15 protein-coding genes and 3 tRNA genes are annotated in these 15,726 nt (G+C 31.1%); 5 read left to right on the forward strand and 13 right to left on the reverse strand.

All coding sequences use genetic code 11. The features are described from left to right. Nucleotides 1–2: 2 nt before the first annotated feature. The 8 genes from HF295_RS04665 to HF295_RS04700 form a co-directional block, all read right to left on the reverse strand. Entirely contained in the window at nucleotides 3–830 is an 828-nt protein-coding gene (locus HF295_RS04665) for a DNA methyltransferase (protein ID WP_312031024.1), read from the reverse strand. 4 nt (nucleotides 831–834) lie between these two features. After that, nucleotides 835–2,676 (reverse strand): hypothetical protein, encoded by a 1,842-nt coding sequence (locus HF295_RS04670; protein WP_312031025.1) that lies wholly within the window; start codon nucleotides 2,674–2,676, stop codon nucleotides 835–837. A gap of 89 nt (nucleotides 2,677–2,765) precedes the next feature. Next, the gene (locus HF295_RS04675; protein ID WP_312031026.1) at nucleotides 2,766–3,176 is read right to left on the reverse strand and encodes a hypothetical protein; all 411 of its coding nucleotides are present in this window, start codon (nucleotides 3,174–3,176) and stop codon (nucleotides 2,766–2,768) included. Further along, nucleotides 3,133–4,026: a DUF4373 domain-containing protein gene (locus tag HF295_RS04680; RefSeq protein ID WP_312031027.1), complete on the reverse strand. Its 894-nt coding sequence runs from the start codon at nucleotides 4,024–4,026 to the stop codon at nucleotides 3,133–3,135. The genes HF295_RS04675 and HF295_RS04680 overlap by 44 nt, the downstream gene beginning before the upstream one ends. 111 nt (nucleotides 4,027–4,137) lie before the next feature. Further along, the gene (locus HF295_RS04685) at nucleotides 4,138–4,335 is read right to left on the reverse strand and encodes a helix-turn-helix domain-containing protein (protein WP_312031028.1); all 198 of its coding nucleotides are present in this window, start codon (nucleotides 4,333–4,335) and stop codon (nucleotides 4,138–4,140) included. Next, nucleotides 4,325–5,062 carry a phage antirepressor KilAC domain-containing protein gene (locus HF295_RS04690; RefSeq protein WP_312031029.1) on the reverse strand — a complete coding sequence of 246 codons (738 nt, stop codon included), beginning with the start codon at nucleotides 5,060–5,062 and terminating at the stop codon, nucleotides 4,325–4,327. Before HF295_RS04690 ends, HF295_RS04685 begins: the two co-directional genes overlap by 11 nt. A 46-nt stretch (nucleotides 5,063–5,108) precedes the next feature. After that, nucleotides 5,109–6,044 (reverse strand): tyrosine-type recombinase/integrase, encoded by a 936-nt coding sequence (locus HF295_RS04695; protein WP_312031030.1) that lies wholly within the window; start codon nucleotides 6,042–6,044, stop codon nucleotides 5,109–5,111. Next, the gene (locus tag HF295_RS04700) at nucleotides 6,010–6,294 is read right to left on the reverse strand and encodes a helix-turn-helix domain-containing protein (protein ID WP_312031031.1); all 285 of its coding nucleotides are present in this window, start codon (nucleotides 6,292–6,294) and stop codon (nucleotides 6,010–6,012) included. The genes HF295_RS04695 and HF295_RS04700 overlap by 35 nt, the downstream gene beginning before the upstream one ends. Before the next feature lie 206 nt (nucleotides 6,295–6,500). On the opposite strand from HF295_RS04700, the gene HF295_RS04705 reads away from it, so the two are divergent. From HF295_RS04705 to HF295_RS04720, 4 genes are all read left to right on the forward strand, one after another. After that, a complete protein-coding gene (locus tag HF295_RS04705; RefSeq protein ID WP_312031032.1) occupies nucleotides 6,501–7,100 on the forward strand; it encodes a helix-turn-helix domain-containing protein in 600 nt (199 codons plus the stop codon). Nucleotides 7,101–7,239: 139 nt separating this feature from the next. Continuing rightward, nucleotides 7,240–7,377, forward strand: a complete 138-nt coding sequence (locus HF295_RS04710; protein WP_312031033.1) for a hypothetical protein — start codon at nucleotides 7,240–7,242, stop codon at nucleotides 7,375–7,377. Between the two features lie 68 nt (nucleotides 7,378–7,445). Next, the gene (locus HF295_RS04715; RefSeq protein WP_312031034.1) at nucleotides 7,446–9,146 is read left to right on the forward strand and encodes a recombinase family protein; all 1,701 of its coding nucleotides are present in this window, start codon (nucleotides 7,446–7,448) and stop codon (nucleotides 9,144–9,146) included. Beyond that, nucleotides 9,143–10,795, forward strand: coding sequence for a recombinase family protein (locus tag HF295_RS04720; protein WP_312031035.1), 1,653 nt, complete (start codon nucleotides 9,143–9,145; stop codon nucleotides 10,793–10,795). Before HF295_RS04715 ends, HF295_RS04720 begins: the two co-directional genes overlap by 4 nt. A gap of 286 nt (nucleotides 10,796–11,081) precedes the next feature. On the opposite strand, the gene HF295_RS04725 is transcribed toward HF295_RS04720, so the two are convergent. The 3 genes from HF295_RS04725 to HF295_RS04735 form a co-directional block, all read right to left on the reverse strand. Continuing rightward, a tRNA-Cys gene (locus HF295_RS04725) sits at nucleotides 11,082–11,155 on the reverse strand. Between the two features lie 44 nt (nucleotides 11,156–11,199). After that, nucleotides 11,200–11,276 (reverse strand) — tRNA-Pro (locus HF295_RS04730). Between the two features lie 5 nt (nucleotides 11,277–11,281). Continuing rightward, a tRNA-Arg gene (locus HF295_RS04735) sits at nucleotides 11,282–11,358 on the reverse strand. Between the two features lie 197 nt (nucleotides 11,359–11,555). Here HF295_RS04735 and HF295_RS04740 point away from each other — a divergent pair. Next, nucleotides 11,556–12,398 (forward strand): VOC family protein, encoded by an 843-nt coding sequence (locus HF295_RS04740; RefSeq protein ID WP_312031036.1) that lies wholly within the window; start codon nucleotides 11,556–11,558, stop codon nucleotides 12,396–12,398. A 28-nt stretch (nucleotides 12,399–12,426) separates the two neighbouring features. Here the strand turns inward: HF295_RS04740 and HF295_RS04745 are convergent, their stop codons facing one another. Then, nucleotides 12,427–13,437 carry an AEC family transporter gene (locus HF295_RS04745; protein WP_312031037.1) on the reverse strand — a complete coding sequence of 337 codons (1,011 nt, stop codon included), beginning with the start codon at nucleotides 13,435–13,437 and terminating at the stop codon, nucleotides 12,427–12,429. Nucleotides 13,438–13,533: 96 nt separating this feature from the next. Then, nucleotides 13,534–15,720, reverse strand: coding sequence for an adenosylcobalamin-dependent ribonucleoside-diphosphate reductase (locus HF295_RS04750; RefSeq protein WP_312031038.1), 2,187 nt, complete (start codon nucleotides 15,718–15,720; stop codon nucleotides 13,534–13,536). Nucleotides 15,721–15,726: the final 6 nt, after the last annotated feature.

Genomic DNA, 15,726 nt, shown 5'->3' on the forward strand with positions numbered 1-15,726 from the left:
ATCTACTCCTTCCTAAAATTTATAATATTTTGATGCATGTGATTTATCTTAAATGCATATGGGTATCCAAATGGGAATAAAGGCTTATGATCCTGTAATAAGGCAATTGTTCCTACAAAAGTGTATCCTATTTCTTGCATAGCTCTAACAACATCACCTTGTACAAATACCTCTTTTTTATCTACAGTAAAATCACTAATGATTATGCTACAATATGCTCCGGTTTTTAATTTTTTAAAAGCCTTTTCCATGATTTTCTTAAACAGTTCAATAAAATCCTCATAATATTCTTGGTTTCCTAAATCATTGTCCTTTTCCGAATAATACTCTACACCTTGTCTTGAACCGTTACGATATCCTCTAGAAGACCTATCATCTCTTAATCCCTTTGATTTGTTTTGTAAAATATTGTGATAGGGTGGAGAAGTTATAAGATAGTCAAACTCATCAACTTCATCAATCTTGATCAACGAATCTCCAACCATATAAACATAGTCATCGTTTTCTATCATCTCTAAATCATCAAATCTGCTTTGTGCTAATGTTTTGTACTCCGGGTTCAAGTCTATACCAATTGATTTTCTATTTGATAAAAAGGATGCAATTGCTGTTGTTCCTGATCCCATAAACGGATCAAAAACTACCATCTCTTTTTTAGTAAACATCTCGATAAATTTTTGCACATCTTTTACTAAGAATGGTGCAGGATGATCATATGCAGGTTTATCTAGTTTTGATTTTTCAGAAAAAACAAAACTTTTGGTTCTTAATAACCAATCTTTCCCAGTTAAGTTGTTTAATTTGTTTCTTGGATCATATCTACCACCCATGTTATCACTCCTTGATCTTGTTGTTTATTAATTTTTTTAGAAAAACTACATCGGGTGTCATACCATTGGGAAATTTCATAAACACTTTTTTGTATATATAATTTTTCTTAATTTTCTCATTTTCTTTTATAAGTTTATTAACAAATATTTTTACTCTATTACTCAAAGTCTTGCTATTATTTGAATCAAAATCCATACCAGCTAGCCACCATTTACCATCAATTAATATAAATTTACTTCCTAAATAATGATCGAGCACTGTTTTAATCTTTGCATCAAAATTATTTAAATTATAATGTTTCTCAGAAAACACAACCAGTAAAGCATTAAATAATATTTGAAAATGTGTTGGTTCAAACCTCTTTTTTATAAGTTCTTCAGTTGTATTGACTATTATTTCTTCTAAATCCTTCTTATCCATTTTTGTTGAAGTTTGTGTTTCGGATTTTACACACCTAATATAAAAATCGGAGCTTGAAGTTCCGTAAGGATCCTTCACATTAGATTCACCACTTCTTTTATTCTGCTGATGAATTACTTTTTCAATTTCAAATCCACTATTTACAATACTTCTCAAAAACGCATTCCAAATTTGCAGATTTTTATTATGAAAAGTGAACACTAATTTCCCATTATCTTTTAGTACAGTTCTTAAATTTGTCAATCCTCTAGTAAGATCTTGTTCAAATCTGTTGACATCGTTATCATTCTTTACAGTAATTTCTTTCTCGAACTCCGCCTTATATTTTGAGTCAAATTTCTCTAACCAAACCAGCCAAATATAACTTAAATCTAAATATTTCACCAACCCTCCATACGGTGGATCAGTTAGTATAAAGTCAACTGATTTTGCAGGTAGAATATCTGCTAAAGTGTTTATATCTTGAATTCCATATACTATATCAGCATCATCAAAGGAAAATACATCATTTCTTGATAAAAATTTGCTTTTTGGTATTTTCCCAATATATTTCTGTACACTACTTAGTGAGCTAGAAACAGATTGTTTACCTTTGCAACTACTTTCAAACAAAAGTAGAGGATTCATCTCCATTTGCTTTTTAGGAAGCATGTATGCAGATCTTCCCCAACTAGTTGAAAATGGTCTGTTTGATGCTTTTGACCTGGGAATACACATTTTTGATGCTAAATGAACTGTTTGAATAAATCCGAACAATAAATGTTTTTGGACGGATTTATCATTCACTTTAAGTATTAGTTCATATATTAACGAAAGAACATATATGTTTCTTTTTGTCCATAATGAACTTACCTTATTCTCAGTTAATTTTCTAAATGAGTTTGAAATTTCAATATGCTTTGGGAACTCTATTTTTTTTATCCAGTCACTTATTTTCTGTTCAAAATCGAAATCAATATAATCCAAATCTTCTGGTAAACCCAATTTTCTTGACTTATGATTCTTCCCAAAATATCCAATTTCGTAAATTTTCCCATTATTCCATTTAACATGTTGAATGATATACTCATTTCTATCTGAATTATAGTTGTATAATTTTTGATAATTTATATTTGCTGAAACTTTTTGAATAATATTTTCAAGAGCAAGTTCAAAACTTTTTTTCTTGAATGGAGTTGTAAATACGTCAATTAAAAAAGAGGTTAGTGGGTTTATGTCAAATGCAACTGCCCTCTTACCTGCTTTTACAGCTTCTAATGCACTCATAGCACTTCCTGAAAACGGGTCCAAGTAAATACCCTCTACACCAGTATAATTCTTGATGTACTCGTGCCATATGTTGTGAGGTTTTTTTCCCCAATATTTCATTGCAGTATATAATGGCGGTCTCGTATCTTCTACCAAGGCATAGTTAATGTTCTTCATATTATCTCATCCTATTTTCTGTCTCAATCATCAAGATTTATTATAGCATAATCTAGGGTGACTATCAATTGAATGATTATTAAATCAAACTACTTAGTGTAATCCTCTATTTGATTTATTAATTGATAAAAACGACTTCTAGAAAGTTTCATCTGTTTTGCTATTTCTTTCCTAGACATGTTGGTCTCAATCAAAGATGTAAGAATGTGATATTGTTTGTTATTTAAAGAGTTTTTGAAATTATTGTATCTTTCTATTATAGATTTGCATCTCTCTATGTTTTTATTCACTTTTTCTATCTTATCAATAACATATAACAAATTATTCTCTACATTGTTCTTGCTAGTTCCTGAACCTACATGGTCATATGTAACTGCATTATACCCAACTAGTCTCGATTCATAAAACTTGAGTTTTTCTTCTAACTCTTCTTTATGTCTGTAGGCTTTTTTTATATCATCGATCCACTTGTAAAAATCCGTTTTTGAACCATTCTTCAAACTTGATGCCTCCTTTATCTTCTAGCTTCTTAAACCGTTCTAAATTCGTTATAAGCGATACTTTCATAAAACTATATTTATCATCAATAGGTGGTGTTGGATTCTTAGCATATGAAATTAAATAGTTCACACCACTTAATACATTCTCATATCCATAATCCAAGATTGCTGTTTCAAATAAGATATTATATTTCATGATATTCGCATCTACTTCTGAAATGTATTTACGATCAATAATTAATTGAGTTAAAAAGTGCATTTTGGGGTACCCATAAATGCTTTTATCTTTTTTTATCAATATATCCCTTTTACTTTTTCTTTTTCTTTGTGTATTATTGTCAACATTTACCGAGTTTTTGCTTACATTAACCGAGTTATTGTTAACATTAACTTGTTTCTTTTGTTTTTTATCCTTCTTTTTATCCATACTTAAAAGGATTCCAAGCTTCTCCATGGTTTTGGAATCTAGTAACCAATATTTACTGATGTCTACTTCTTTACGTCTCTTGGCTGCGAATATGAACTGCTCCTGGATTTTTGGTGATGTGATCACACCCTCTTCAAATAAGTCTTTATCAAACAACCCAAGATTGACACATGCTCTTACAGCTAGTTCAATTTCCGTTCGTTCAACCCACTTTGGTCCTAACACTTTATGAAGTTTGTTGATCAGTTTTTTCTCTGACAACTCCAGGCAATATCCATTCGCATAAATGAGCATCAAAATTCTAATATAAATATGTTGCGCCATTGGTCCGTAATCGTAATGTAGATCATCAAGCTTTTCATCCTCAAAAGCACGGACTGCCAGAGGGAAGTAATCCAACCCTCTTTTTATTGGTCTAGCCATGCTTTTACCTCTTCATTTTGAGTATAGCAAATAATGCTTGTATAATGCTTTAGATATCTGTTTCACTTTTCTAAGGTGCATTCACAAGCATTATTCCTATTGTATGTATTTTTATTTCTTTAAGATTCTTTCGTTTGAATTTCTATCAATAAATGCATCTAGGCTTAGTTTTGATATGCGCCATTGGTTACTCATACGAAATCCTTTTAATTCATTTTTCTTTAATAATTTTAATACTGTTTGTGGTGATACTTTTAATACTTTTGCTATTTCTGGTACTGTGTAAAAATCTCTTGTTTCATCTCTCATGGTTTTTTGTTTTATACTCCTTTAGTATTTTTTCTATTAATGCTATGCCTTTTTTATAAACGTATGTTCTTTGCGAACTGACAACGTTTCCTGCAACAATAACTGTAGCATCTACAACTCTAAAATATCTTTTGTCACAGAACTCTTGATAGGGTTGATTGGTTTCATCTAATATATTCATTGTTCTTAAAATTTTAAATAAGTTGGTATTCCCTATACCTGGATATTTAATGATTTTTGAAACTCTGTCTAGGTCAACACAATTTTTTGATCCAAGTAGTTCGTTGATATATCTGACTTTAGGTTTTAACATATTCATGTCTGTTTCTAGTACAGTGTTTCTTATTTTTAAATGCTTGTTTTCTTCGATGAGTTTAATTATTTTTTCACCATCTTCATATTCATCTATGCTATAGTCTAGTGAGTTTAGTAATTTTGGTAGAATGGTGGCATAAAACCAATCATTTATTTCATCAATTTCAGGTTTCTTTGATTTATAGATAAACTTACTTAAATGCTTAATTTTTACGAACAATCTTACTTTTATTTTGCTTTTTTCTTTTATTTCTATACGCTTTAGGTCTGAATCAGGAATACCTGTCCTACTTGTTTGTGAATTGGCTATACCTAGTGTTCTAGAAATATCTACTAGACACAAGTACGGCTTTTTATTTACAACTGCAGCTCTTATTGTTCCATATTCTGCATTTTTAAATGTTCTAATCATGACTTGAATTTTAATCCTCCGAGTAATTTTTTTGTTGTCTTTTTTGTTAGGTAAGCCCTTTAAGTAAGTCGTCACCTATGATTTCTTCATATTTTTCTTTGCGCCTATTTATTTTGTGTAAATAGATTTTGGTAGTGTTTGTGTTTTTGTGTCTGAGCATATGTTGAGCACTATATAAATCAGCACCCTTTTCCATTGCTAGAGTCGCCGCTGTATGACGCAGGCTGTGAGCTGTAAATTTTTTACTATCAATATTAATTCCAAGTAGATATTTTTTAACTATTTTACTGATTGATCTAGTTTTTAATCTAATTTCTTTATATGTGCTTCCATGGTTAATAAACAAGGGTTTATGTTCATCTGAACGCATCATTAAATATGTTTCAATTAGTTTATATACTAGGGGTGAAAGTTTGTTATAGGAGTCTTTTTCATCTCTACCTTTACCCATAACATATAGCACATGAGAATCACCAATGAAGTGAATATCTGAGACATCTGCTCTTTCTATTTCAATCGTTCTAAATCCTGTTGAAATCATTAATGCAATCATTGTAAAGTTTCTATATTCGATAATGCCTTTAGATGATTCTTTTTTAGCATATTCTAAGAGTTGTCTTGCTTGTTTTTCACTTAATGATTCACGCTTGAATGTATTTTCTATTCTTGGACCCTTTATATTGATTGCGATATTGTCTCCTTTGCCTTCAGCGTATAGCCAGGCATAAAACAATCTAACAACGACAATATATTTTTGAACAGTATTAGCACTATGGTCTTTTATCAAAGTATCACGATATTGTTTAACATCATCTCGAATTGGTGGTTCAGTTAAATGTTCAACATATTCTACATACCTAAGCAATATCCTTCTATAGCTTTCTTTTGTAATTGGTTTAACATCGTGATACTTTATAAATTCAAGTACCTGTTCTTTTAGTTTTTGACTATGCATTAAAGTTAAATTTATTGGCTTTATCATAGGACTCAATATATGCTTTTTCAGATTCTATTAGATTGCATATATCAACTTCTAAAGCCTGAGCCATTTTAAGTAACATTCTAACGGATAACTTACAGCCTTTCTCACCGTTTTCAATTTGAGCGTAGTAATGATAACTAATACCTATTTTATCTGAAACATCCTCTCCAGTTACTTTTAACTTATCTCTTTGCACTTTTAAATATTCTCTGTGAAGTTTCACTTTTTTATAAACTATCTTCTCTTTCATTTTTCTCCTCCTCCTTTTAAAATTTGCTGTAATATTATTGTATATGGAAAGATATATCTTGAAAATAACTTATATGAACAAAATTTAAAACGAAACAAATTGTATTGCTTTTTTCTTATATATTATGATATTATTATGATAATTATTTGAAAAAATAAAACTAGGCAACAATCTGTTGTCAATTATGATTATTCTCGGAGGAATACATGTCAGCTGACCATTTATGTGATAATTCAAATCAATTATTTATTGGAGAAAACTTAGAAAAGCTACGCAAGTCATACAAACTTAAAATGACCGAAGTTGCGGACGTCATAGGAAAAACGAGACAAGGTTACAGAAATTATGAAAAAGGTCTGAGAGATATTAGCATTCAAGATTTAATAACACTGAGTGGTTTTTATAATGTGTCACTTGATGTCCTAGTCGCGAATCCATCATCACTAAAAAGTGATAAGACTCTAGCTTTTAGGTCTTTTGAAACTGTCGATAATGAGATTCAAGAAATAATGCCAATAACAATATCCACTGTTTTTGATGATGTTATTTGTTATAAAAAAGATAATGAGAACTACTTGTTTTTTTGGAAGACTAACCTCAATCAAGTAGGCCATGTTATGATATTTGATTATTATGATAAGATATATGTCTCAAAAGTATTTTATAATCACAGTGGTGGTGGCCACTTCTATATCAATGATGAACCTAAATACTTTAACAAACCAGGATCTGAAAACATCATCTTTAAAGGTGTCCTTATGGCAGACCTTAATAAACGCATGGATATTCCTTGTTTTTTCGATTAGCACTTTAAGCGCATTCACAAGAAAAAATATTTATGATAGACTACTCGTGGTGGTTTAGACATATTTTGCATAATTAACAGTCCTTCTTAAGAGGAGTCGCTTTCTTAGCGGCTCTTTTTTTATTTGAAAGGACATATAAATGGATAACAATATAAAGTTTCAACAACAAGTTTCAATCATTAATGAGTTAAAGAAAAGAGCATTGATTACAGATTTTGAGTGGTATCGTTGTATACAAAAGTTAATCGATCATTTTATAGAAAAAAGCAACAAATAGGGTCTTTAAGACTTGCTATTTATTGCTTTTTGAGTGATATATGGAGTAAGAAAATAAAGGAGGAAAAAATGCAAAAAAAGAGAGTAATTGTGATAGAACCTACTCAAGTGATTCACGAAGATAAAAATGGCTTGCCAACTTTAAAACCAAAGTTGAAAGTATGTGCATATGCTAGAGTTTCTACTGATTCAGAAGATCAACTACATAGTGTCGAAGCCCAAAAGAGTGTATATACTGAAAAGATCCAAGAAAACGAAGCATGGGATTTCATTGGCCTATATGCAGATGAAGGTTTATCTGGCACAAGTATTAAAAAAAGACCACAGTTTTTAAAGATGATTAAAGATGCTAAGGATGGTAAAATTGATTTAATACTAACCAAGTCCTTATCAAGGTTTGCTAGAAACACTGTCGATACCTTAACCATTATTAGAGAGTTAAGAGAACAAAACGTCGATGTATTCTTTGAAAAAGAAAATATTTATTCATCCGATACAAAGGTTGATTTTATGCTGACCATCTTCTCTTCTATCGCCCAAGAAGAAGCAAGGAACATTAGTGAAAATGTAAAATGGGGTTTTAGAAAAAGATTTAAAGAGGGTAAGGTACACATTAATACAAAGAGATTTCTTGGTTACGATAAGGATGATTTGGGAAAAATCATTATTAATGAAGCACAAGCTAAAACAGTGAGAATTATCTTTGATATGTATATATCAGGTGCTTCTTTAAAAGAGATCGTTTCCTTCTTAACAGAAAACCAACTCAAGAATGGTCGAGGTGAGGTCTTTTGGGTATCAGCGACAGTAAATGCCATTCTTACCAATGAAAAGTATTGTGGAGATGCCATTTTACAAAAGCGAGTGACTGTCGATTATTTAACGCATAAATCAGTTAAAAATGATGGCCATGCACCCAAGTACTACATTATGAATAACCATGAACCCATTATATCAAGGACCAAGTTTGAACTTGCCCAGGAACTAAAGAAAAAGCGCTCAAGGAAGCGCAAGCAATCAAACTACGGTAATATATACCCCCTGAGTGGTATCGTTTTTTGTGGCCAGTGTGGTGCGGTTATGAACCGGAGTTATTATAATTATGGCAAAGATAATGAAAGAGTTGTTTTGACCTGCAGAAAAAATAATAAAGGCCATGTTTGTTCAAACAAACCAATAGACAATAATACATTAGAAAAGGCCATTATTGATTCTATTAAGGCACTTAAATTATCCGATGAAAATATCATTGATGAAACCTTGGATATAGTTCAATCATGCCTAAACTCTACTCATATAGAAGATGAGATTACATCATTAAAAAAAGACATCACCAAAACTCAAAAAGACATCAAAGATATTATCAACATCAATGTCGATTCTATATCAAACAATAGTGATTTTTATAAATCAATTTATGATGAAAAGAAAGCTGAGCTGATTGATTTGAAAGCCAAGCTAAGCAATAAGAAATCGCTACTTCTAAGCAAACACCTACATGAAGAGCGTATACAAGAAATGAAGTTATTCTTGGATGGTCACATTGGATTAAACAAGAATATATTACTTAATGCTTATAAGTTTATCATTGCTCTTAATCCATCTGAAGCACTTCTACTCATTAATGATGAAGTCATTACTAATAAGAGAATTGATGAGGACTTGGATATTTATAAAGCCATCTCACCTATTTATACAGGATATGCAAAAAGTCCTAATGGCAAACAAGAAATCCATTATAAAGTTATCGATTTAAGGAAAGCAAAATGAGCGCTGTAGAAATCATTGACTTAAATCAAATTGAAAAAGAGAACGCTAAACAAAATGTCTGTGCTTATGCTAGGGTTTCAACAACTAAAGAGCTACAGGCCACTTCTCTTGCCTTACAAGTGGAAACATACACAAAGTTGATCACTGAAAAACCTGAGTGGAACTTTTCCGGAGTCTTCTATGATGTTGGTAAGTCTGGGACAGATACAAAACATAGGACTCAATTTAATCAAATGATTGAACTGGCCAAGGCGGGTGGTATTGATTTAATCATTACCAAATCAATATCACGATTTACAAGAAACACAGTTGACTGTTTAAAGATTATTCAAGACTTAAAAAGACATAAGGTTGAGGTTTGGTTTGAAAAGGAAAACATCTCATCCTTTGATCCTAAAGTTGAATTAACCATGACCATTTATGCAAGTGTCGCTGAAGAGGAGTCAAAGATAAATAGTGAGAATACATTATGGGGTGTTAAAAAGCGTTTTGAAGATGGGGTCGTTCCCATGGTCACATCTAAAGTTTTGGGTTACAAAAGAGACAAAGACAACAATATCATAGTTGATGATAAAGAAGCTAAGATTGTAAGAAAGATATTTAATCTTTATGCTAGAGGTTATTCATTATATTATATAGCAGAAAAGTTAAATGAAGCGGGTCATAAAACCAAGTATAAAAACTTACCTTATAAAAAAGGTGCTGTTAGAGGGATTCTAATCAATGAGAAATACACTGGTAATGCCTTACTACAAAAATCAAAACGAAAAAAGGTAGGTAGTAGAATCGGAGAGAAAAACCAACAAACTCATCCAAAGTATTATGTGGAAAACTCTCATCCAAAGATTATTACAAAAGCCTTATGGGATAAGGTTCACGCTATAAGAAACCAAAGAATGATGAAATACAATCATACAACTGATATTGTAAAGTTAAAAGAACAAGCCAAGCATAAATCAATTTATAGTGGTTTTGTCCAGTGCGGTGTCTGTGACAAAAACTATCATTTCAAAGTCAATAACAAAAAAGAAAAATGGGCAACAGAAACTTTAATCTGTGCATCTAATAGAGAAAAGAAAACATGCGAGAATGATGCCTTGTTTGTTAAAACATTTGAGAATCAACTTCTATCACATATAAATGATATGATTAAAAACAAATACGAGTTTCTAAACACGCTTCATGAAGTCCTGGTATCTCACCCTGAGATAAGAAAACTTAATATTGATAATCACACATTAGAAGATAAGTTAGATGAGGTTAATGAACATATCAAGTCCTTAGTATCAATTGACAGTGAATTTGAGGTAAAGGTCCTTGAAGAACTAAAAGAAAGAAAAGCAAGCATTGAAACAGCTTTAACCGGAAACAGAAATAAGCTATTAACATCTCATAATGTTGAAACTAAACTCAAACAATACAAGCTACTTTTAAAAGACTACAAAAAGCCTATATCAAGCTTAAGTGATTTTCCTTTCAAAGCATTCTTTGACAAGGCAATTGTTTATAGTAGAGATAGACTTGAATTTATATTAAACCCCTTTAATACTGATGAGGATAAAATCACATACTCATTTCCTGAATTAATGACTTATTACACAATTAGAAAAACAACTCACCAATCAATAAGTAAGGTGATTTGTATATAATAGAGCTTAAAAAACTGATAGATCGTTGAAAAAACGGTCTTTTTTTTATATTTTTAGCCTAGTTCAAATACGGTCGGGTCGTCAAAAAATGGCCTTTTTAGCCAAAAACTCAAGTCCGGTCTTGTGAAAGGTGTTTTAATCAATATAGCCCAATAAAAAAAGAGTAAAATCAATGAAAAATCACTAATTTTACCCTAAATAATAGAAAAAGTTGCTTTATGTTAAAACATTTAAAACGTCTATATTTAGACGTCAAACGCTATAAAGCAACTTGGTATAATCAACCTGGAGGACCCTGCCGGATTTGAACCGGCGGTGAGGGAGTTGCAGTCCCGTGCCTTACCGCTTGGCTAAGGGTCCTAATAAAAGATAAAGAGTAAGTCGCCTTACTCTTAGTTTTTTGATGGTCGGGAAGACAGGATTCGAACCTGCGACCTCCTGGTCCCAAACCAGGCGCTCTACCAAGCTAAGCTACTTCCCGTATACTGGCGCGCTCATCAGGAGTCGAACCCGAAACCTTTTGATCCGTAGTCAAACGCTCTATCCAATTGAGCTATGAGCGCAAATCGCCATATTTTTGTTGGATGATGCATTTGTATGGTAAAGGCATCGTTTCCTAATTTCAAGGCCGATATATATCTTATCAAATATTAATTAAAAAAGCAAGTTTTTTATTTAATAAAGTGAAAATTATTTTTCGAGCATATCATGAGAATTTTCTACTAAATTTAGTTATAATGTTGATAAGAAGGTGAGAATTATGCTTTATTACTATCATAAAGATGCAATACATATATCTAAAATAGATTTACTTGTAAAAGACTTAAAAATTAGTAAAGATTTCTATACAAACAGTATAGGTTTTTCAGTCTTAAAAGAAAATGAAAATTATATTTCTTTGACAGTAGATCATGAAACAGAAATTATTCGTCTTCATTTAAATGAAGACGAATCATATAACAATCAAAAGAATAATATCTATCATTTTGCCATACTTTTACCAAGCAGAAAAGATTTAGGTAAATTTCTACATCACTTAATTTCAAAACAAATACCTATAGACGGAGCTGCTGATCACTTAGTGAGTGAAGCAATTTATTTACAAGACCCTGATGGTATAGGAATCGAAATATACTCTGACAAGGATGATTCTCAATGGAATTACTCTAATCAGCAAATTGAAATGGAAACATTGCCTTTCGATTATAAAGGTGTATATTACGCTACTGATGAGGATGACATCTTTAGGTCCTTGCCAATTGACACCATTATTGGACACTTACATCTACAAGTTGATAAACTTAAAGAAACTAAAGAATTTTACAATGAAATTATCGGTTTTAATATCGTGAATGATAAAATAAATAACGCAGTCTTCATGTCTGACAAAAATTACCATCATCATTTAGCAATAAATTCTTGGAGCCCCCAAAGATCTAGAGTTCAAAGAATGAAATCATTTACTATCACTTATCCAAATTGCGAAAAATTTATTGAAACATTTGAAAATTTAAAAAAAGCAAATATTGAATTTGAAGAAACCAATGATGGTATTTTATTAAAGGATCCTGAAAACACAAAGATATATTTAAGTATAAAATAATTCCAAGCAGATGCTTGGAATTATTTTTTTATAATATTTCTAAAATCTTTAACAATAAAACAGTTAAGAATATAGAAATTATTGACATCACCGTTGTCCAAACAACAGTTTGAGAAGCCAAATCATAATCATTCTTCATTTCTTTGGCCATAACAGCTCCAGTAATGGCTGTTGGAGAAGCAAATAAAGAAATAAAAGCAGGATATACTAGATAATTAAAATTGAAAAAGTTTGATTCCTTATCAATGATAATAGCTGCCAACAGAATAATAAATGGTGTAATAAATGATCTAATTAAGGTACCAATAAATATTTGTCTTGATAGGTTCTTGATTACATAAAACTGAAAACCTCCACCTAAGACAATCAAGGCAATCGGAGATGTTGTTTGACCTAACCATTGAACAGGTAAAAATAAGAATCGAAGGTCCTCTTCTAACGAAAAGACAAGTATACCTTGCTTGTCCAAGGGAATAAAAGATCTTACAAATAAAACTATCATACCAAGAAAAATACCGGCAATTAAGGGGTTTTTCAATATCTTAATTATTGTTGTTTTGATTTGTTTGCCTTGGTCTTCTTTAATATACATTGTTAAGGCCAAAACAGACAATATATTCATCAGTGGAATCGCAATCGCTGATATCATTGAAAGATTAATAACAGCTGCTTCTCCACCTATACTTTCGGCTAAAGGTATTCCTATAATTGCAAAGTTAGCTCTAAAGATAGTTTGAACAATAACGCCTTTTTGCTTTTCATCAGGTATGAATATTTTAACAATAATCATTCCAAGTATAAACAAGAATAGTATAGCTGTTGAAGCAAATATCACATGATTCCATTGAATATCAGAAAAAGACTCAATCTTATAGATATTGTAAAATAACATTGATGGCAAGGCAATTCTATAAACAAATTTATTGGCTACACTTAAAAAATTATCATTGATGAAATTGATATGTTTTAATAAGTAACCAAGTCCCATTAAAATAATGATTGGTAATACTGCATTAATTGCAAATAATAATGTATCCATAAGTCATCCTTTTTAATAAATTTACAACAAAGATATTATAACATATTATATAATTTTCTAAGAAAAAAGTGTTGAGAAAATCTCAACACTTTGATTTTAGATAGCGCATTTTTCATAATCGCAATCATTATTTGAACATTGAATACAACCTTCTTTTTTTACTAAGACCGACTTACAAATAGGACATAATTCTTTTTCAAATCTTTTTGGCTTATAAGCTGCTTCTTCAATCAAGACATGAGTTCTATATTCTTTAACCTTTCCTGATTTTAGGTTAGCCCAAGTCTCATCAATACCAAATTGAGGAGCTACAGCAGGATTTAAATCTTCTGTCGCCTCATTTACGCCTGATAAAATTCCAATTTTTGCACATCTATCTCTAAAGACAGTAGCGCCTTTTAAACCTTTTTTCCAAGAAGAAATATAAATATTCATTACATCATCTATAGATGCTGAATTAGGTAAATTAAAGGTTGAAGAAATAGCTGTATCTACATATTTTTGAATGGTCGCTTGAACATTGGCTCTGTCTTCAAAAGAAATATTTTGCGATGTTATTCGAGTCCATTCAGGTAATTCATCTGGATCAACACCAAGTGTCTTAGCCATTGCTAGCGGTGTTTTTTCCCAAACAGTAATCTTCTTTTCTTCTTCAAACATAGAAATAATTCGTCTAGTGTAATTTATTTGGAAGTATGGTTCTACACCGCCACTAACACCAAAGATATTTGAAATTGAACCTGTTGGAGCAATGCTTAATAGTCTTGAGTTTCTTAAACCATATTTTTTAATAATTTCATCTGTTTCAGCCGTAATTACCGATTGATAAAACTTAGATGAAGAAACTTTTTTATAATCATAAACAGGAAATACTCCATCTTCTTTTGCTTTCAATGCAGATGCTCTTGCGGCTTGATTAATCATACGACTCATTAATTCATCTAAAAAGTCAATAAATGCTTGCGAACCGTATGGTAAATTCATACTTAAAGCCAAATCTGCTAAGCCCATGACTCCTAAACCAACCTCACGGTATTTTTTTACATGATCTCTTTGTTCTTGCAAGGCGTGTCTATCACCCAACATAGTTAATAGTTCATCTAATGACCAAATCATTTCTTCAACAACATGATCAAATCTTTCCCAATTAAAGAATGATTCATCTGTAAAAGGATTTTTAACAAAAGCGTTTAAATTTACACTAGCCAAGTTACATGAACCATGAGCCATTAATGGTTGTTCTCCACATGGATTTGTTGCAGTAAATTTGACTTCATCATATTCACTCATTAAGTGATATTCATTCATATGATCTATAAACATAACACCTGGATCTCCCATGGTGTGTGCTGAATAAGAAATTAATTCTAATAAATCTCTTGCTTTTACTTTTTTGATTATGTCTTCATAAGGCGTCTTATATCTCATAGTCCAGATACCATCTTCTTCAACAGCTTGCATAAAGGCATCTGAGATAGCCACTGAAATGTTAGCACCATTGATTTTATTTAAATCTAGTTTTGTTGTAATAAAATCAATGATATCAGGATGATCTACATTTAAAACCAACATTAATGCGCCGCGTCGACTCTCTTGTTGGGTATTTAAGGTTGTATGTGAATACTTTTCAGCAAAAACCATAACTCCAGGTGTTGTATTTGAACTATTGTTTACTTTAGCTCCCTTAGGTCTAATTTTAGATAAATTCATACCTTGACCGCCGCCATATGAATAGGTTCTAGCGATTTGGTAATCAACTTTATAGATGCTTTCTAAGTTATCTTCTGGGTCTTCAGTAACATAACAATTACTACCAGTAATATTGCCTTCTCTACCAATAGCATATAAATTTCTTCCAGCAAAAATTGCTTCTTTATGTCTAAGTATTTTTTCTAAAGCAGGTCTTTTAAATGATACTCTTTTTAAAAATTCTTTCTTTGTTTCATTTGGTAATAAGTATTTTTGGAGGATTAAATCCTGCCTTTCATCGTTATCACTCCAAGGATTTTCGCGGTCTAAACGTTGTTTTTCACGGTATTTAATATATGCTTTAGCAACTTCGTAATCTTTATTCTCCATTAAAAATAATTCAACACAGTCTTGAATTTTTTCAATTGAGACTTCTTCGAAATTGATGAGTTCATCAGAGATTTTTTTAGCGTATTCGGTACATTGTACTTTTGTTTTTTTATTTCCTACAGAGCGATAAGCCTTATATAAAGCATCCGCAATTTTTCTTTTATCAAACTTTTCTTGAACACCATTCCTCTTAATTACATACATTTTCTT

This window comes from Hujiaoplasma nucleasis, from assembly GCF_013745115.1.
In the GTDB taxonomy this organism is placed as follows: domain Bacteria; phylum Bacillota_I; class Bacilli_A; order Izemoplasmatales; family Hujiaoplasmataceae; genus Hujiaoplasma; species Hujiaoplasma nucleasis.

Excerpts from the sequence above, each read along its gene's own strand:
- HF295_RS04700 (WP_312031031.1), bottom strand. The coding sequence starts at position 6,294 with ATGAAAGAGAAGATAGTTTATAAAAAAGTGAAACTTCACAGAGAATAT.
- HF295_RS04715 (WP_312031034.1), top strand. The coding sequence starts at position 7,446 with ATGCAAAAAAAGAGAGTAATTGTGATAGAACCTACTCAAGTGATTCAC.
- HF295_RS04670 (WP_312031025.1), bottom strand. The coding sequence starts at position 2,676 with ATGAAGAACATTAACTATGCCTTGGTAGAAGATACGAGACCGCCATTA.
- HF295_RS04695 (WP_312031030.1), bottom strand. The coding sequence starts at position 6,044 with ATGATAAAGCCAATAAATTTAACTTTAATGCATAGTCAAAAACTAAAA.
- HF295_RS04710 (WP_312031033.1), top strand. The coding sequence starts at position 7,240 with ATGGATAACAATATAAAGTTTCAACAACAAGTTTCAATCATTAATGAG.
- HF295_RS04740 (WP_312031036.1), top strand. The coding sequence starts at position 11,556 with ATGCTTTATTACTATCATAAAGATGCAATACATATATCTAAAATAGAT.
- HF295_RS04685 (WP_312031028.1), bottom strand. The coding sequence starts at position 4,335 with ATGAGAGATGAAACAAGAGATTTTTACACAGTACCAGAAATAGCAAAA.
- HF295_RS04680 (WP_312031027.1), bottom strand. The coding sequence starts at position 4,026 with ATGGCTAGACCAATAAAAAGAGGGTTGGATTACTTCCCTCTGGCAGTC.
- HF295_RS04705 (WP_312031032.1), top strand. The coding sequence starts at position 6,501 with ATGTCAGCTGACCATTTATGTGATAATTCAAATCAATTATTTATTGGA.
- HF295_RS04690 (WP_312031029.1), bottom strand. The coding sequence starts at position 5,062 with ATGATTAGAACATTTAAAAATGCAGAATATGGAACAATAAGAGCTGCA.
- HF295_RS04665 (WP_312031024.1), bottom strand. The coding sequence starts at position 830 with ATGGGTGGTAGATATGATCCAAGAAACAAATTAAACAACTTAACTGGG.
- HF295_RS04745 (WP_312031037.1), bottom strand. The coding sequence starts at position 13,437 with ATGGATACATTATTATTTGCAATTAATGCAGTATTACCAATCATTATT.
- HF295_RS04720 (WP_312031035.1), top strand. The coding sequence starts at position 9,143 with ATGAGCGCTGTAGAAATCATTGACTTAAATCAAATTGAAAAAGAGAAC.
- HF295_RS04750 (WP_312031038.1), bottom strand. The coding sequence starts at position 15,720 with ATGTATGTAATTAAGAGGAATGGTGTTCAAGAAAAGTTTGATAAAAGA.